The sequence below is a fragment of the Gaetbulibacter sp. M235 genome (assembly GCF_043876835.1).
Taxonomy (GTDB): domain Bacteria; phylum Bacteroidota; class Bacteroidia; order Flavobacteriales; family Flavobacteriaceae; genus Yeosuana.
This window is the reverse complement of the sequence record NZ_JBAWJZ010000003.1, coordinates 58,170-76,760: the sequence shown is the minus strand read 5'-3', so window position 1 is coordinate 76,760 and position 18,591 is coordinate 58,170. Positions and strand designations below refer to the sequence as shown.

General features: G+C 30.7%; 17 protein-coding genes. 7 read left to right on the top strand and 10 right to left on the bottom strand.

What is annotated here, in order from left to right:
* Positions 1-14 precede the first annotated feature (14 nt).
* The gene (locus V8G69_RS05635) at positions 15-1,457 is read right to left on the bottom strand and encodes a circularly permuted type 2 ATP-grasp protein (protein ID WP_394880845.1); all 1,443 of its coding nucleotides are present in this window, start codon (positions 1,455-1,457) and stop codon (positions 15-17) included.
* A gap of 318 nt (positions 1,458-1,775) precedes the next feature.
* On the opposite strand from V8G69_RS05635, the gene V8G69_RS05630 reads away from it, so the two are divergent.
* From V8G69_RS05630 to dnaG, 4 genes are all read left to right on the top strand, one after another.
* Positions 1,776-2,351, top strand: a complete 576-nt coding sequence (locus V8G69_RS05630) for an RNA polymerase sigma factor (protein WP_394880843.1) — start codon at positions 1,776-1,778, stop codon at positions 2,349-2,351.
* A complete protein-coding gene (locus V8G69_RS05625) occupies positions 2,338-3,099 on the top strand; it encodes a hypothetical protein (protein ID WP_394880842.1) in 762 nt (253 codons plus the stop codon). Before V8G69_RS05630 ends, V8G69_RS05625 begins: the two co-directional genes overlap by 14 nt.
* Before the next feature lie 51 nt (positions 3,100-3,150).
* Positions 3,151-4,233: a hypothetical protein gene (locus tag V8G69_RS05620; protein WP_394880841.1), complete on the top strand. Its 1,083-nt coding sequence runs from the start codon at positions 3,151-3,153 to the stop codon at positions 4,231-4,233.
* Positions 4,234-4,403: 170 nt separating this feature from the next.
* The gene (gene dnaG, locus V8G69_RS05615) at positions 4,404-6,362 is read left to right on the top strand and encodes a DNA primase (RefSeq protein WP_394880840.1); all 1,959 of its coding nucleotides are present in this window, start codon (positions 4,404-4,406) and stop codon (positions 6,360-6,362) included.
* On the opposite strand, the gene V8G69_RS05610 is transcribed toward dnaG, so the two are convergent.
* Together V8G69_RS05610 and nadE are read right to left on the bottom strand one after the other, a co-directional pair.
* On the bottom strand, positions 6,345-6,983 hold the full coding sequence (locus tag V8G69_RS05610) for a response regulator (protein WP_394880839.1): 639 nt from the start codon (positions 6,981-6,983) through the stop codon (positions 6,345-6,347). The two genes, dnaG and V8G69_RS05610, sit on opposite strands and share 18 nt — an antisense overlap.
* A 91-nt stretch (positions 6,984-7,074) precedes the next feature.
* On the bottom strand, positions 7,075-7,863 hold the full coding sequence (gene nadE / locus V8G69_RS05605) for an NAD(+) synthase (protein ID WP_394880838.1): 789 nt from the start codon (positions 7,861-7,863) through the stop codon (positions 7,075-7,077).
* Positions 7,864-7,955: 92 nt separating this feature from the next.
* Here nadE and gldB point away from each other — a divergent pair, with 92 nt between their 5' ends.
* Both gldB and gldC read left to right on the top strand, forming a co-directional pair.
* Positions 7,956-8,918 carry a gliding motility lipoprotein GldB gene (gene gldB, locus V8G69_RS05600; RefSeq protein WP_394880837.1) on the top strand — a complete coding sequence of 321 codons (963 nt, stop codon included), beginning with the start codon at positions 7,956-7,958 and terminating at the stop codon, positions 8,916-8,918.
* Positions 8,918-9,253 carry a gliding motility protein GldC gene (gldC, locus tag V8G69_RS05595; protein ID WP_394880836.1) on the top strand — a complete coding sequence of 112 codons (336 nt, stop codon included), beginning with the start codon at positions 8,918-8,920 and terminating at the stop codon, positions 9,251-9,253. Before gldB ends, gldC begins: the two co-directional genes overlap by 1 nt.
* A 1-nt stretch (position 9,254) precedes the next feature.
* Here the strand turns inward: gldC and def are convergent, their stop codons facing one another.
* The 7 genes from def to purH all read right to left on the bottom strand — a co-directional run bounded on the left by def (position 9,255) and on the right by purH (position 17,122).
* Complete coding sequence (def, locus tag V8G69_RS05590; RefSeq protein ID WP_394880835.1) at positions 9,255-9,902, bottom strand: peptide deformylase; 648 nt, start codon at positions 9,900-9,902, stop codon at positions 9,255-9,257.
* Positions 9,903-9,918: 16 nt separating this feature from the next.
* Positions 9,919-11,196 carry a rod shape-determining protein RodA gene (rodA, locus tag V8G69_RS05585; RefSeq protein ID WP_394880834.1) on the bottom strand — a complete coding sequence of 426 codons (1,278 nt, stop codon included), beginning with the start codon at positions 11,194-11,196 and terminating at the stop codon, positions 9,919-9,921.
* A 4-nt stretch (positions 11,197-11,200) separates the two neighbouring features.
* Positions 11,201-13,129 carry a penicillin-binding protein 2 gene (gene mrdA, locus V8G69_RS05580; RefSeq protein ID WP_394880833.1) on the bottom strand — a complete coding sequence of 643 codons (1,929 nt, stop codon included), beginning with the start codon at positions 13,127-13,129 and terminating at the stop codon, positions 11,201-11,203.
* The gene (locus tag V8G69_RS05575) at positions 13,126-13,632 is read right to left on the bottom strand and encodes a rod shape-determining protein MreD (protein WP_394880832.1); all 507 of its coding nucleotides are present in this window, start codon (positions 13,630-13,632) and stop codon (positions 13,126-13,128) included. The genes mrdA and V8G69_RS05575 overlap by 4 nt, the downstream gene beginning before the upstream one ends.
* Positions 13,625-14,449: a rod shape-determining protein MreC gene (gene mreC, locus V8G69_RS05570; protein WP_394880831.1), complete on the bottom strand. Its 825-nt coding sequence runs from the start codon at positions 14,447-14,449 to the stop codon at positions 13,625-13,627. The genes V8G69_RS05575 and mreC overlap by 8 nt, the downstream gene beginning before the upstream one ends.
* 15 nt (positions 14,450-14,464) lie before the next feature.
* On the bottom strand, positions 14,465-15,493 hold the full coding sequence (locus tag V8G69_RS05565; RefSeq protein WP_394880830.1) for a rod shape-determining protein: 1,029 nt from the start codon (positions 15,491-15,493) through the stop codon (positions 14,465-14,467).
* A 96-nt stretch (positions 15,494-15,589) separates the two neighbouring features.
* On the bottom strand, positions 15,590-17,122 hold the full coding sequence (gene purH / locus V8G69_RS05560) for a bifunctional phosphoribosylaminoimidazolecarboxamide formyltransferase/IMP cyclohydrolase (RefSeq protein WP_394880829.1): 1,533 nt from the start codon (positions 17,120-17,122) through the stop codon (positions 15,590-15,592).
* Between the two features lie 214 nt (positions 17,123-17,336).
* Here purH and V8G69_RS05555 point away from each other — a divergent pair, with 214 nt between their 5' ends.
* Positions 17,337-18,587 (top strand): ABC transporter permease, encoded by a 1,251-nt coding sequence (locus V8G69_RS05555; RefSeq protein ID WP_394880828.1) that lies wholly within the window; start codon positions 17,337-17,339, stop codon positions 18,585-18,587.
* Positions 18,588-18,591 lie beyond the last annotated feature (4 nt).

The window sequence follows — 18,591 nt, the reverse complement described above, 5'->3', positions numbered from 1 at the left end:
TACTTTTTATTGAATTATTGAATTACCCATGTGTCTTTACTACCTCCCCCTTGAGAGCTATTTACAACTAACGAACCTTTTTTTAACGCCACTCGAGTAAGTCCGCCAGGGCATATATCGATGCCATCTTTACCAGATAAAGCAAAGGGTCTTAAATCGATACAACGCGGGGATAGTTTGCCGTCAATATAACAAGGTGCTGTTGAAAGCTTTAAAATAGGCTGAGCTATAAAGTTCTCGGGCTTTTTCTTTAGGTTGTTTAAATAATCTTTAATTTCCTCATCGGTAGCTTCATGCCCCATTAACATGCCATAACCACCGCTACCATCAGTCTTTTTAATAACCATGGTTTTAATGTTTTTAATAACATAATCTAATTCGACAGGCCTTCCTAATTGATACGTTTCAATATTTTTTAAAATGGGTTCTTCACCTAAATAATATTTAATCATATCAGGTACGTAAACATAAGTTGCTTTATCATCAGCAACACCAGTTCCTGGAGCATTAATGATGTTTATATTGCCTTTTCTGTATGCAGCCATAATTCCAGCAACACCTAAAACACTGGTAGCATTAAATTCTAGAGGATCTAAAAAATCATCGTCAACACGTCTATAAATAACATCTACCTGTTTTAATCCATTGGTGGTTTTCATATATACAAAATGGTTTTTTACAACCAAATCACTTCCTTCAACTAATTCAATTCCCATTAGTCGAGCTAAAGTAGTATGCTCATAATAGGCAGAATTATAAATACCTGGTGTTAAAAGCACAATGTTGGGATTACTGTTATATGAAAGCTCTTGTAATTTTTTATATAACATGTTAGGATAATTTGATACCGAACGCACATTATTTCTTGGTAAAATCCCAGGGTATAATCGTTTAGATATTTCTCTGTTTTCCAGCATGTAACTTACGCCTGAAGGTGTTCTTAAGTTATCTTCAAGTACATAAAACTCACCATCGTTATTACGTATTAAATCTACTCCAGCAATATGTACATATACATCATGAGGCACTTTTACACCTTTCATTTCACGTAAATAGTTTGGGCAGGAATAAATTAAATCTGCTGGAACAATGCCATCTTTTATAATGAACTGCTCATTATATATGTCTTTAATAAATAGGTTTAAAGCTTTAATACGTTGTTTAATCCCGCTTTCTATTTTATTCCATTCTGACGCTGTTATAATTCTAGGAACAATGTCAAATGGAAATATTTTCTCAATACCTTCATTATCACTGTAAACGGTGAAAGTTACACCTTGACTCATAAAAAGCTGTTTTGAGAGTTCCTCTTTTTTGCTGAGAGTTTCTTTAGAAGTGTTTTTTAAATATTCAATAATAGTTTCATACTGTGTACGAATCTCTGTATTGGTATTAAACATCTCATCCCAAGTACTTGAGAGTTGATCATAGGATGAAAAAAGGTGGTCCTTGCTCATGATAATATTGTATTTTACCAAATATATGGATTGTTAAATAAATTTCATTAAATTAACTAAATTGCTAATAATAAATTATCAAAATCTGTTTTTAGTTATTAATAATTTTTGTTTTGAGTAAAAACATTGGTAAAAAATTAAAAATATTGTTTTCTTATTGTATGGCGATTGGTAATTTTTCAAGTAAAGTAAATCCAAGTTTGTGGTATATACTTTGTCAGTTAATTATTTCTATTAAAAAAGATGAAGCTAAATTTATTTTTTAACCTTTAGGCAACCATTTGAATTTAATTTACGTCTATATATACAGAAGTCAAAATGAAATCTCTTTTGAAAGTTATACAACTTTATAAAAATGAAAATACTCTTATTGAAAGAGCAATCAAAAATAATCGTGAAGCTCAACACGTATTATTTAAAATGAATGCTCCAAAAATGTTAAGTGTTTGCCGATACTACATAAAAGACTTTCACCATGCTGAAGAAGTGATGTTAAACGGATTTTTAAAAGTGTTTAATAATTTACAAAGTTTTAGGGCAGAAGGTAGTTTTGAAGGGTGGATCCGCCGAATTATGGTGAGAGAATGTATTTCCTTTTTAAGAAAAGAAAAACATATTGAATTTCTTGTTGAAGAGGTTGATTTTAAGAATGATTATGTCAATAATATTAAAACAGATATTGAAGTAGAACAAATTCAACAATTTATTGATGAACTTCCTGAAGGATATAAAATGGTTTTTGTTATGTATGCTATTGAAGGGTATAAACATCATGAAATTGCAGAGATGCTTAATATAACAGAAGGTACATCAAAATCGCAGTTATTTAAAGCAAGGAATTTGCTACAACAAAAAATTAACGAATTAAATAATACAAGCTATGGCATCAACTAACTTTGATGAAAGGATAAAAAATAAGCTTGAAAAGAGAATTATTCAGCCATCTGAAGATGCTTGGAACAGGTTAGAAAACAAATTGGATTCCACTAAACAAAGTAAAACGAAACCCTTTTTATTCATTGGTTTGGCAGCCAGTATTGTTGGTGTTTTATTAGTTGTGTCTCAACTTTTTAATGAGACGAAAACTGAAAATAATACTCCAATTATTGTGGTAACACCAAAAACTGAAAATAAAAAGAACTTGAATAAAGTAATTGTTGAAGATCATAACAAAAAAGGTAATAGTGAAATTTTAGAAAGACCAAAACTAGAAGTTATTGCGAATTCTAATTCTGTAGATGAAGTAAATTCTAAAGATAAAGAGCAAATTGTAGTGGCAAATAATACAGTTTCTGAAAATACTAACAATCTGGAAGAGAAGAATTTAAAACCAGTTGAATTAAAACAAAAAGCATTAAGTTTTGAAGATCAAAAAATTCAAGATGTTATCGCTCAAGTTCAAACATTAAAAAATAATAATATGTCTATCACAGATGCAGATGTGGAAGCTTTATTACAACAGGCTCAAAAGGAAATAAGTTTAGAAAAACTTTATAATCAAAAAACTGGCATTGTAGATGCACAATCTCTTCTTCAAGATGTAGAGGCAGACTTAGATAAATCTTTTAGAGATAAGGTATTTGAAGCTTTAAAATCTAATTTCAATATTGTAAAAACAGCCGTTGCTCAACGCAACAATTAATAAAAATCATCAATTAATCATCAATATTATTAAATCAAAAAACGAACAGTTATGCAAACAATTACCAAGTATTTAGTGCTTATGTCACTATTGTTAAGCGTGCAAGTCATCAATGCACAAGATACCATTCAAAACATCAATAACAAAACTAGAATAGAAGCTTTTGCAGCTTTTAAGGAAACGATAAAAATACAAGAACGAGATTTTTTGAAAGCAGAAGTTGAAGCGATTACTATACGCCTAGAAAAAGGAGAAATTACAGCTATTGAAGCTGAAGAATTAAAAATGGAAGCTGCCAAAAAACGAGCTTTAAACATTGAAAATAGATTGGCTATTGTTGATAATAAAATAGCCCTATTGGAAAGGAATGATTATAGTTTTGAGAATAAAATGGATGATTATGAATTGCAAGAAGAAAAGAAGAATCTTTTTGGAATCAATATAAGCAATAAGACTTTTAATTTAAAGACAAAAAAGATAACACCTAAATACGATATTAGAACTTCAAACGATTTTTTATTTGCAATAGGTTTTAATAATGCGATAATTGATGGTGAAAAATTAGATGATTCACCATATAAATTTGGAAGTTCTGGTTTTGTAGAGCTAGGATGGAATTGGAAAACGAGAATTTTAAAGAACTCACCTTTTTTGAGGTTTAAATATGGGTTTTCATTTCAATGGAATAAATTTAACCTCCAAGATAATCAGTATTTTAAACAAAATGGTGATGTAACTGAACTTGAAACATTTCCAAATGATTTAAAAAAATCTAAATTCAAAGTTTCAAATTTGGTATTTCCATTGCATTTAGAATTTGGTCCATTAAGAAAGTTAGACAGAGAGGATCGTTTAAGATATATAAATACTAATAAATTTAAAATTGGATTAGGCGGTTATGGAGGTTTTAATATAGGTGCACGGCAAAAACTAAAATATACCATTGATGGAGAAACAATAAAAGAGAAACAAAAACAAAGCTTTAATACTACTAATTTAGTATATGGTTTAAGTGGATATGTTGGATTTGGTGATACAGCCTTGTATGTTAAATATGATTTGTCGCCCATCTTTAAAGACCAGGCAATCAATCAACGAAATGTCTCTGTTGGGATTAGGTTTGATATGGATTAATAGCGGCAAACAAAAAACCATTTTTGGTTTTTTGTTTGATTACCTAATTTTCAGTTTATTAAAATAAGTTTAGTGCAGGTGAACGAGATTGTTAATTTATATAACAAATCCAAATTTCAAAAATCAATAGTTTATAATTACATTTACATTTTAAATGTAACTTTTTTAAATTGATATCACCAAGAACAATTGATTTAGTTTTTGAAACCGCCCGAGTTGAGGAGGTCATTGGTGATTTTGTTCAGCTAAAAAAAGCAGGTACTAATTTTAAAGGTTTGAGCCCATTTAGCGACGAGCGTTCACCAAGTTTCATGGTGTCTCCTGTGAAGCAAATATGGAAGGATTTTAGCAGTGGAAAAGGAGGAAATGCTGTTGCATTTTTAATGGAACACGAACATTTTACTTATCCTGAGGCCATAAAGTATTTAGCAAAAAAATACAATATAGAAATAGAGGAAACAGAACAATCTAACGAGCAGAAGGAGCAACAAGATGAGCGCGAAAGTTTATATTTAGTTAGCGAGTTTGCAAATAAATATTTCCAAAATATACTTCATAAGACCGACCAGGGAAAATCTATTGGACTTGGGTATTTTAAAGAACGTGGGTTTACAGAAGAAACCATTAAAAAGTTTGATTTAGGTTATTCGCTTGATGAGTGGCAAGCATTCACTGACGAAGCTTTAAAACAAGGCTATAAATTGGAGTTTTTAGAAAAAACTGGACTAACCATTGTTAAAGACGAAAAACGCTTTGATAGATTTAAGGGTCGTGTTATGTTCCCCATAAAAAGTATGAGTGGGCGCGTTTTAGGGTTTGGGGGTAGGATTTTAATAAATGATAGAAAAGCTGCTAAATATGTAAATTCACCTGAAAGCGATATTTATCATAAAAGCAATGTGTTGTATGGAATTTATCATGCAAAGCAAAGTATTGCTAAAGAAGATAATTGCTATTTGGTTGAAGGTTATACCGATGTTATTCAGTTTCATCAAACAGGAATAAAAAACGTAGTGTCTTCTTCTGGAACAGCCCTAACTTCAGAACAAATTAGGTTGATAAATCGTTTAACAAAAAACATTACGGTGTTATTTGATGGGGATGCTGCCGGCATGAGAGCATCATTAAGAGGAATTGACCTGATTTTGGAACAAGGTATGAACGTAAAAGTATGTACGTTTCCCGAAGGTGAAGATCCAGATAGTTTTGCAAAACATAACACCCTTGAGGAGCTATCGGTTTATTTAGTTGAGAATGCTAAAGATTTTATTCAGTTTAAGGCATCCGTTTTATATGAGGATTCTAAAAATGACCCAATCAAAAAAGCTGAAACTATTAGAGATATTGTAAATAGTATTTCTAAAATTCCTGATAGAATAAAGAAAGAAATTTATATTCAGGAGTGTTCAAAAATTATGGACATAAGTGAAGAGGTTTTATTTAGCACCTTGGCTCAAATTGATAAAAAAGAATTTCAAGAGACTAATAAACAATTTAAAACCGAACAAAGAACCTTTGAAGTTATTAAAAACCAACAACCAGTTGAAAAGATTAATGTTCAATATGTTTTAGAGCGTAAAATAATTGAAGCCTTATTGCTTTATGGTAATAAAACAGAAGATTTTGAAGATCTGCTTTTAAAAGAAAACAAACAAGGACAATTAGTTTTAGAACCGGTAATTAATACTGCTAAAGTTTTTGAAAAGATATTTTTAGATTTACAAGATGATGAAATGGAATTTTCAAATCCTCAATTTAAAACATTGTATTATACTATTATTGATACACTTAATCAAAATCCAGACTTCCAATTAAACAATTTTATAAATTCAGCTGATTCCTATATATCCAATGAAATCACTAGTATATTAATGGAAGATGAACAGCATGCATTAGCTGATTGGGAGCGTGTCCATATTTATCCTAAAAAAAAGATAGACAGTATAGCTCAATTTGTAAGTGAAACAATTCTTAGTTTAAGATGCTTTTTAATTGACCAGAAAGTAAAAGAATTTCAGCAAAAAACGTTGCAAAATAAAACAGGTGTAAATAAAAGCATCCTTGAGGAAGTAAAAGATTACTCTAGCCTAAAGATGCTTTTATCAAGAAAATTAAATAGAGCTTTGTGAGTTAGCCACCTTAGCTTGGTTAACTAAATCAACTAAATTAGTCACTTTTAATTTTCTCATTAACCTTGCTTTGTAAGTGCTAATGGTTTTTTCATTAACATTTAATTCTTTAGCAACTTCTTTGTTTTTCTTACCTACACATAAAAGTTTTAAAACTTCGGTTTCTCTTGTTGAGAGTTTTTTGTAGTAAGAGCCTGTTTTGTTAACTCGTTTGCCAAGCTTTATTTGTTGATTAATTTCATCACTTAAAAAGGTGCCACCTTCATTTACTTTTAAAATGGCTTCATTTATTGCGATAATATTTACTGTTTTTGAAATGTAACCAGAAGCCCCAGCTTTAATTGCATTAATAGCGTAAACTTCTTCAGGTTGGCCGCTAAAAATGATGCTTTTAATGTTGGGGAATTCATGCTTTAAAATTCTTAAAACAGTCAATCCATTAAGTTTTGGTAAATCAATTTCAGTTAAAATAATGTCAACTGGATTTTTTTTAATAAAATCAATAATGGCTTCGCCATCATCAAGACTTCCAACTACTTGGATGTTTGACGATGCGGAAAAAAGTAATTCTAATCCTTTTCTAACGATAGGATGGTGATCTGCTATTAATAATTTAATCATATCGGTTGATTTTAAGTGTTTTGAGAGCGTTTTTTAGGGAAAACGTATAAATGATAGTAAATATAGGAATAAATTGACATTAAAGCAATTTCTACATTAATTCATTTGGAATAATACAAACAGGTATAGGGTCCATTTTGTGTTTATTGGCATTATTATATCGCTTGTATATTTTGAAGACTTCTAGGTCTCTACCTTTAAAATCATCAAAAGTTTTACCATTATTATTCATTTTCATAGCCCATTCAAGTTCTGGATAACTAGCCCCAATTTGATCTTCATCGGTTCTGTCATCACCCCAAAGTCCATCTGTTGGAGCTGCATCAATAATTTCTTTATTAATACCCAAATATTTGGCAATAGTGTAAACCTCGGTTTTTAATAAGTCTGCTATTGGGCTTAAGTCAACACCACCATCACCATATTTTGTGTAAAAACCAACGCCAAAATCTTCAACTTTGTTTCCTGTTCCGGCTACCAACAGTTTTTCTAAAGCTGCAAAATAATAAAGAGTTGTCATGCGTAATCTTGCTCTTGTATTAGCTAAAGACATAAATCGGTCTTCTTCATTTTCAACTTGTGGTAAAGATGTTATTAAACTATCGAAAACCGGAGTTAAGCTTACTTTAGTCATAGTCACTTTGTCAAAGTTATTTTTTAGCCAATCAATATGATTTAATGCTCTGCTTACTTGTGAAGGAGCTTGACGAATTGGCATTTCTAAACATAAAAGAGGTAATCCAGTTTTTGCACAAAGCGTTGAAGTTACGGCCGAATCTATTCCACCAGATATGCCAATAACAAAACCGTTCATTTTAGCATTTGTAGCATAATCTTTTAACCAATTTACAATGTGGTCAACAACTTTTTCTGTTTGCATTTTAAATGATTTTAATTCAAAGAATAGTACATTTGCAAACAAAAATAAGGGAATCGCTCAATTAATAAAAATTTAGAACGTTTAAGTTTTATATGAAAAAAGTAATATTACTATTATTTCTATTGACTGTCGTTGTTTCATGTAAAAATGAAAATCAACTTGAACAAGAAATTGAAAAAATCCCTATGAATATTAAGATTGAACGATTTGATGAGTTGTTCAGTCATGTAAATGATAAAAATTTACCAAAGTTAAAGAGAGATTATCCGTTTATGTTTTCAAAAAAATATGCGGATTCATTTTGGATTGCTAGAACACAAGATACGCTTCAAATTAAATTACTTGAAGAAGTAGCAAAAGTTTTTCCTAATATTGATGGACAACAAAATGAAATAAACTCCTTATTTCAACACATCAAATATTATTTTTCAGAATTTACACCACCAAGAATTATTACTACAACGTCTTTTGTTGATTATAGAAACAAAATAATTTTAACAGATACCATTGCTTTAATTTCCATAGACACTTATTTAGGAAGTGATCATGAGTTTTATCAAGGAATTCAAAAATACATAAGGGAAGATTTTAATAAAAGGAATATGGTTGTTGATTTAGCAACCGAATACGCAAAAAAATATATTTATCAAGGACAGAATAAAACGTTATTGGATGAAATGATTTATTTTGGAAAACAGCTGTATTTTTTAGATAAGGTTATCCCTTTTAAAACAGAAGCAGAGCGAATTGGATACACTAATGAACAACTAGATTGGGCTCATGTTAATGAAAGTTATATTTGGAGGTATTTTGTTGAAAGGGAATTACTGTTTAGTACCGATTCTAAATTGCCTGGCAGATTTATAAATCCAGCGCCATTCACAAAATTTTATTTAGAAGAAATTGATAGTCAATCTCCCGGAAGATTGGGGCAATATATAGGTTGGCAAATTGTAAAAGCCTATATGAAAAATAATGAGGTGTCATTAAAGGATATGCTTATAGCGTCTCCTGAATATATTTTTAATAATTCAAAATTTAAACCAAGTAAATAATGCCTGATAAAATTAAATCTAAAATTGAGTTAACTGTTGAGCTAGACGAAAACCGAGTTCCGGAAAAATTATTTTGGACAGCACAAGATGGTGGCGTGAGCAATGAAGAAGCTAAAGCCATGATGTTGTCTGTTTGGGATGCTAATGCTCAAGAAACTTTAAGAATAGATTTATGGACTAAAGAAATGCCAGTTGATGAGATGAAAGTGTTTTTTCATCAAACCTTAGTAGCCATGAGTGATACTTTTAATAGAGCGACTCAAGATGAAAAAATGACGGCTACTATGAAAGATTTCTGTGATTATTTTGCCGAAAAATTAGAGATTAAAAAATAAATCAATCTGTTTTTATAGCGTCTTTTATCTCTTTGTTAAGGTGATCTAAATACAAAATACCGTTAAGATGATCTATTTCATGTTGAAAGATTACAGATGTAAATCCTTCAACCATTTCTGCCTTGTGTTCTCCATTTTCAGTATCATATTCAACTAATATAGCATAAGCTCTATTATCTAAGGTTTCTCTTCTGTTAGGAATTGACAAACAACCTTCTCTGTTGGTTTGTTTTTTTTCAGAATATTGAACGATTATTGGGTTTAAACAAACTTCAAAAGGGAAGTTTTCTTTATCAAAACGTTGAACCCAGATAATATTTTTTAAAACACCAACCTGTGGTGCAGCAATACCGACTCCTAAAGACATACTGTCTGTAACAGTTCTGTAAAGACGTTTTATAAATGTTTTTTGTATCGGGTCATTAGGATTTGGCTTTATATACCCACTCTTTTTTCTTAGTACCAAGGAATCACTTTTGCTAGTTATTTTATAAACACGCATTGGGGTTAAAGAATCAGAAGACATTATCATTTGTATCTCATTTTTAGAAAATGAATTTAAAATGGCCTCTTTTTGTTGACTAGTTTTAACACTTGAACAGTTTGAAACAGTAATAATTAGAATTGAATATAAAAATAGTTTTTTCATGGAATTAGTTTAAAAATTACCATTCATTGATTCGGTTAGAATCTAATTTTATAAATATAAAGAGTAAAATGGTAAAACCCCATAAGCCAGAACCACCATAACTAAATAAAGGTAGTGGGATGCCAATAGTTGGAATTAAACCCATTACCATGCCAATATTTATCATAAAATGCATAAAAAATATGGAGGCTACTCCATATCCGTACATGCGGCTAAATTGTGATTTTTGTAATTCAGCTAAGTGAAGAATTCTAATTAGTAACAGCACAAAAACAATAACAACCATGGCACTTCCTAAAAAGCCCCATTCTTCACCTACAGTACTGAAAATATAGTCTGTATGCTGCTCTGGTACAAATTTTCCTGTAGTTCTTGTGCCTTCTAAAAATCCTTTTCCTGTTACACCACCAGAACTAATTGCTTTTTCAGATTCATTTAAATTATAGGCAAAGGTTTTTTTCATGATCTCAAGCTTAACAGGATCTTTTTCTAATCTCAACCAAAGACTTATTCTGTCCTTTTGATGTGGTTGCAATACATTTTGATAAAAGAATTTGATGCCTGATGATAAAATAATACAAGCTATTAAAATTACAATTGGTTGGATTAATGGAGGCTTTTTTTTAGTAAAAAAATGATTGACAATAAGTACAAATGCTGCTGCAATGGAAGTAATTATAGCTCCAAACTTTAAAGAAAATAAAGAGAGAATAACCAATGCAACACCGATGATTAAATATATTTTTGGTAAGCCTTCTCTGTACAATACAAAAAAGAAAGCGGCATAAACAATGGTACTTCCTGCATCATTTTGTAACAGAACTAAAATTGCAGGAATTGCAAAAAGGATGAAACTTTGAATCTGGTCTTTAAATTTATGAATATCAGTATTCATATCACTAACATATTTTGCTACTGCTAAAGCAGTTGCTGCTTTTGCAAATTCACTTGGCTGTAATGTCATTCCTCCTATAGCATACCATGAAGTCGCACCATTCACATTTTTTCCAAGTACAAAAAGACCCATTAATGATAACATGGATATTATATAAATAACACTTGAAAACCGTTCATAAAATTTGGAATCTATTGATAAAATAAGAACAATTAAGGCTAAGGTTAAAAAAATAAACATAAGTTGTTTTCCGTAGGGTTCTGAAAAGTCCCAATAATCAATGGTTTCTCCTGTATGTGATGCCGATAAAATATTTAACCAACCAAAGCCTACTAAAAGAAGGAATAGAATTATGGTAATCCAATCAAATTTAAAATGTCTGTGAGTTTCTCTAAGCATTTAATTACTGTTTGGTAATGGAATCTGGTTTTTTAGATCTTAGTGATTCGTCTAAAGGAATTACTTGTAATGTGGTAGCTCCATTAATACCAAATGGTTCACCGGAATAAGGTTTTGCATATTCATTTTCTAAGCTATGCGTTAAAATCCAATCTTCCATATCGGTTCGGGTAATATAACCTTTAATATATTTTTCAATCATTAAACTTGCTATTCTACCAGCGAAACGACTACCCCAATAACCGTTTTCAACAAAAACAGCAATTGCTATTTTTGGGTTATCTTTTGGAGCAAAAGCTACAAAAATGGAATGGTCTGTTAATTGAGTTTTTACACCATTTATTTTAGTAAAGTTTTCAGCAGTTCCAGTTTTTCCACAAATTTCAATTCCTGGTATTTGAACGGCTGCTGCTGTTCCATAATTATAAACATCAAACATACCTTGAACTATTGGTTCAAAATATTGTTTATCAATAGTTGTGTGGTTTGGTGTAGTATATTTAGGGTCAATAGTTTCTCCTTCAATTTTTTTAATAATGTGAGGTGTGTAATAATAACCTCTATTACCAATAGCTGCAACCATATTTGCTAACTGTATTGGAGTTGTTAATACTTCACCTTGCCCAATGGCATTAGACAGGTTGTATGTGCTGCCCCATCTATTTTTGCCATAAAGTTGGTCATATGTTTGGCTATTTGGTATTTTACCGGGTTGGCCAACAGATAAATCATTATTTAAATAATTTCCTAAACCAAAACTCTTTACGTGATTACTCCAAATATCCATTCCTATTGCTGGATCTTTAAATTTATCAATAATTCTTCTGTAAACATTGGCAAAATAGGCATTACACGAGTTATATATGCCACCATTCATAGCAAGTGGGCTTGAGTGGGAGTGGCATTTCATTTTTCTGCCACCGTAGCTATAACCATGGTTACAGCTAAAACGATCTTCTGTAGTAACAACGCCTTCTTGTAACCCAATAAGGGCATTTAAAATTTTAAAAGGTGAACCAGGAGGATACATGGCTTGAAGTCCTCTATCATATAAAGGTTTTGAAATACTGTCGTTATATAATTTAGAAAAATTAACAGAACGTTGACGTCCAACTAATAGATTTGGGTTGTATGTTGGTGTTGAAACCATAGTAAGTATTTCGCCAGTGCTTGGCTCAATAGCTATAATTCCTCCATGTTTATTTTGCATTAATAACTCACCATAAGCTTGTAAAGTGGCGTCAATGGTTATAGTTATATCTTCTCCTGGTTTAGGCAAAGTATCATATATGCCATTTTTATAAGGGCCAATATCCCTGTTAAATCTGTCTTTTTGAATAAACTTTATACCTTTTACACCTCTTAAAGTGTTTTCATAAGAGAGTTCAATACCTTGTTTGCCAATTAAATCTCCCATTTTATAATAGGGTTGTTTTTCAATAATAGCATTATTTACTTCGCCTATATCGCCTAAAACGTTAGCTCCAATGGTAGTTTGATAGTATCTTATTGAACGTTTTTGAATATAGAATCCTTCAAATTTTCGCATTTTTTCTTGAAGAGCAGCATAATCTTCTTTAGATAAATGAGGAATAAAAACAGATGGAAGCCATGGTGAATAGCGATGTGCTTTATTGTAAATTTCAATAAATTGATCTTTATTTATTTTTAGCAACTCGCAAAATTCTAAAGTATCTAAGGGTTTTACTTCTCTAGGAATAAACATGACATCGTATGATGGTTGGTTTGAAACTAAAAGCTCGCCATTTCTATCAAAAACAAATCCTCTTTTTGGGTAGTCAAATACCTTTCTTATCGCATTATCTTCATATAAATCATGTGTTTGTGGGGTGTAGACTTGCAGATAAAAAAGCCTGAAAATAAATATAACACCAACAGCAATTATTATAAAAAAAAGTAAAAATTTTCTCATTTAGTTTTTCTACTGAAAATAATGGTTACCAAAATACAGAGTATAATAGTAAATATACTTGAGAATAACGTTTTTTGAACTGTTAAAATTACCTTAGAAATGTTAAAGATTTCTAATGAAAATAGAATGATATGATGAAGTACAGTTAGAATAGTAATATACAGAAATTTTGAACTAAACTCAACAGTATCAAATTTTACTGTTTGATATTCGTAAACCGTTCCAAAACAAAATTTTAAAACAATTGGTCTAGCATACGCTATACTTACACAAGCAGCTGCATGAATGCCTCCAGAATCTGTAAATATATCTATAGTTAAGCCAATGATGAAACTTAAAAAAATAAATAGGGTTCTGCTGTTTTTTATAGGAAAAAGAATAATGAATAATATGTAAACATATGGATTAATATATCCTAAAAAATTAATATGATTTAGTACTAGTACTTGTAAACCTACAAGTAGAATAAAGCGTGTAATATTGGTATATAATACACTATTCATTTGTACTGCTTTTTAATAAGTTGGTTATTTCGTTAATATCAATATTTTCAATGACATAAACATGCTCAATACTTGTCATGTCGTTAAACAGCTTAATATTTATTTCATAATAATTTTCAGCGGCATCAAGTTTAAAGTCTTGAATAATTCCTACTGGAATTCCTTTAGGGAAAATTGAAGAACGGCCAGAAGTTATTATTGTATCTCCAACTTTAACAAGTGCTATTTTAGGAATGTCTGTAAGTTGTGTAAGGTAAGGAGATATTCCATTCCAAGTTAAAGTGCCAAAGTGATTTGTTTTTTTAAGCTGAGCACTAATTTTACTAGTGGTATTTAAAACAGAAATAACAGTAGCATAATGTCTGCTTGTATTGTCGATAATACCAACAATACCTTTGGACGAAATTACTCCAAAATCTTCTTTTATACTATCTGAAATTCCTTTGTTAAGTAATAATACATTTTTTGAAGAACTATAGCTGTTTTTTAATACACTAGCAGTTGTGAATTTGTAAGTGTGATTAAATGATAAATCATCAATATAGCTAGAATCTTTTTTGTTTTTTGTGTTGTATAAAATTGATTTTAACTTACTGTTTTCTTCAATTAAAATATCGTTTTGAGATTTAAGATCAAAATATCTATTGATGTTGCTAATTGAATTGTAAACACCTCCGGTTAAAAAATTAGCCGAATTTATAAACTTACTTTTATGGTATGAATGTGTTTGAATTGTAAAAGTAAGTGATATAAAAAAAAGCAACAAGAACAATAAAAACGTTTTGTTCCGTATTATAAAATTTATAATCTGCTGCATGTTAAATCAATATGGCTATTTAATCAATACGCTTTTGTATTTAATTAAGTTTTTTAGTGTAATACCTGTACCTCTAACAACGGCTCTTAATGGGTCTTCTGCAATGTAAACTGGTAAATCTGTTTTTTGAGATAAACGTTTGTCTAAACCTCTAAGCATTGACCCACCACCAGCTAAATAAATACCTGTATTATAAATATCAGCTGCTAATTCTGGAGGTGTTTGAGATAACGTTTCCATAACGGCATCTTCAATTCTTAAAATAGATTTATCTAAGGCTTTAGCAATTTCTCTAAATGAAATTTGAACTTGTTTTGGTTTTCCTGTTAACAAATCACGACCTTGAACACTCATGTCATCTGGAGGTAGTTCTAAATCTTCAGTAGCTGCACCAATTTGAATTTTTATTTTTTCTGCAGTGCGTTCTCCAACATATAAGTTGTGTTGTGTTCTCATATAATAAACAATGTCATTAGTGAACACGTCACCTGCAATTTTAACAGATTTGTCACAAACAATACCTCCTAAAGCAATAACAGCAATTTCAGTGGTTCCTCCACCTATGTCAACAATCATGTTTCCTTTAGGTTGCATAATATCAACACCAATACCTATAGCTGCCGCCATTGGCTCATGAATTAAATATACTTCTTTACCATTTACACGCTCTGCACTTTCTTTAACCGCACGCATTTCAACTTCAGTAATTCCTGATGGTATACAAATAACCATTCTTAGTGCAGGTGTAAAAAACCTCTTTTTTAGAGCAGGAATATTTTTAATAAACATACTAATCATTTGCTCAGAAGCATCAAAATCTGCTATAACACCATCTTTTAAAGGTCTTATGGTTTTAATGTTTTCATGAGTTTTTCCTTGCATTAAACTAGCTTCCTGACCAACATGTGTTATTTTGCCAGTTATTCTATCTCTTGCTACTATTGAAGGTGCATCAACAACAACTTTATCATTATGAATGATAAGAGTATTTGCGGTACCTAAATCTATTGCAATTTCTTCTGTTAGGAAGTCAAAAAAGCCCATGTGCTAAAAATGATTTTAAGGTTTATAAACTATATCTTGTAAATGTAATAAAAGTTAAGGTATATAAAAGAAATAATATAATTAGATATTTTATAATTAATGTTTAAAGTGACGTGTACCGGTTAGAACCATAGCTACATTATTTTCGTTGCAATAATCAATGCTTAATTGGTCTTTTATTGAACCGCCAGGCTGAATAACTGAACTAATACCAGCATTTTTCGCAATTTCCACACAATCTGGAAATGGGAAAAATGCATCACTTGCCATCGCAGAACCATTTAAATCAAAATTAAAAGTTTGTGCTTTGTGTATGGCCTGATTTAATGCATCAACACGACTTGTTTGCCCTGTTCCACTTGCTAATAATTGGTTATTTTTTGCTAATACGATAGTGTTAGATTTGGTATGCTTACAAATTTTTGAAGCAAAGATTAAATCACTTAACTCGTTTTCTGTTGGTTTATTGTTTGTAACATAAGTTAAATGTTCAATAGCATCTGTTATGGTATCTCTGTCTTGAACTAAAACACCATTTAAACAACTTCTTACGCTAGTTTTTGGTAATTCAATATCATGAATTATTAAAATGATTCTGTTTTTTTTCCCTTGCAAAATTTCTAAAGCATCAATAGCGTATGAAGGAGCTATAATTACTTCACAAAACAGGTTGTGTATTTCTTCAGCAGTATCTTTGTCTATTTCTGTATTACTAATTAAAACACCTCCAAAAGCTGAAACAGGATCTCCTGCTAAAGCATCTAAATAAGCTTGTTTTATAGTTGTTCTTTGAGCTAAACCACAAGCATTATTGTGTTTTAAAATAGCAAATGTTGGAGCATCATTTTTAAACTCATTTATCAAATTTACAGCAGCGTCAACATCTAGTAAATTATTATAGCTAAGTTCTTTTCCGTGAAGTTTTGTAAACAGCGCATCAAAATCACCAAAGAAAAACCCTTTTTGATGAGGATTTTCACCGTATCTTAAAACTTGACCATTAGTTTCACTAATTTTTAAAACAGCTTCTTCATGATTTTTGTTGAAGTAATTAAAAATTGCAGAATCATAGTGAGACGACACATTAAATGCTTTAGTTGCAAAACGTTTTCTGTCACTTTCAGAAAGTGCTCCATTTTTTTCTGTTATAAGTTGCAAAAATTCAGCATAATTATCCATTGAAGCCACACAAACCACATCGGCATAATTTTTAGCTGCTGCACGAATTAATGAAATACCACCTATATCAATTTTCTCAATAATATCTTGCTCACTAGCTCCAGAAGCTACCGTTTTTTCAAATGGATATAAATCAACAATTACAACATCAATTTGAGGAATGTCAAATTCAGCCAATTCAGCAATATCACTATCATTATTTTGACGATTTAAAATACCTCCAAACACTTTTGGGTGTAAAGTTTTTACACGTCCGCCAAGAATTGATGGGTATGAAGTTACATCTTCAACAGGGATTACATTGATGCCTAAATTGTTAATAAATTCTTGTGTTCCCCCGGTTGAATAAATGGTTACACCTTGCTCATTAAGTTTTCTTACAATAGGTTCTAACCCATCTTTACTAAATACAGAAATTAGTGCAGACTTGATAGTTTTTTGGTTGTTCATTTTTGTTGTGTTGTTTATATTTTGTACTTGAAACGGCAATTTTTAGATAAACTTCTGGTTACTTATTGAAGTATAATATCTTAAAAGTGCAAAAGTAATTATTTAAAGCAAAAATATATGTTTGAAAACTGTTTTGTTTTCATTTTTTTGTAACGAATATTTTAATTTAACGTCTTACCTTTATACCTCAATAGTTTTATAGGAAAATCAATCTATGTTACTTTATTTACGCCTTTTTAAAGAGAGTTTTTCGTTTGCGATTAATGCATTGAGAAATAATAAATTGCGTACATTTTTATCTTTAATAGGGGTTACAGTAGGTATTTTTTCAATAATAGCAGTTTTAGCAGCCGTAGATTCTTTAGATCAAAACATAAAAAGCCAGCTATCAGGAATTGATAAAAATACCATGTATGTAACTCGTTTTTCATTTGGACCTACTTCAGTTCCTAGGTGGCTACGTGAAAATTTTCCACAAACTGGTAATGATGATTTTGAATTTATAAAACGTAATGTTTCTGGTATTGATGCTTGTGCATTTGCCCTTTTTGGAAGTGGTCAAAGTATTAGATATAGAGATAGAACCCTCGAGAATATAAACACAACTCCAGTTTCAAATGAGATTTATGAAATTGATAATTTAAAGCTTTATAAAGGGAGATTCTATAATGAAACCGAGTCAAATACAGGGACACCAGTAATTGTGATTGGATATAATTTGGCTCAAAACCTTTTTGAAAATGAAGAGCCTGTTGGAAAAGTGGTTAGAGTTTACGGAAGAAAGCTAACCGTTGTTGGTGTGCTTGAAAAATTTGGTGGACTTAATATGGATTCACCAGATGAGAAAGCATTTGTTCCAGCAAATTTTGCCAGAAGATTTATGAATACTGGTAGTAAAGGTGCCTTAACAATGATTATTATTAAACCTGAAAAGGGAATTGATATTGGGGCATTTGAACAGGTTTTAAAACAAAAATATAGACGATACAGAGGTTTAAAGCCAGACGAGATTGACAACTTTTTTGTTAACAAACTTTCAGGTTTTACAGATTTAATTGACGGGATTATTTCAACAATGAATCTAATTGGTTGGGTAATTAGCGGATTTTCACTTTTAGTTGGTGGTTTTGGAGTGGCAAATATTATGTTTGTCAGCGTTAAAGAGCGCACTAACCTAATTGGAATACAAAAAGCAATGGGAGCCAAAAACAGATTTATATTGTTTCAGTTTTTGTTTGAAGCCATTATTTTGGCAGTCATTGGTGGTCTTGTAGGTTTGCTTTTAGTATGGATAGGCACCATTATTGGTACAGCTTTGGCAGGCGATTTTGAATTTATTTTATCGTTTAAGAATATGGTGCTAGGGTTTGCTGTTTCAAGTATTATTGGATTAATAGCAGGAATTTTACCCGCAAATTCTGCTGCAAAACTTGATCCTGTAGAAGCTATTAGAACAGGGATGTAATATT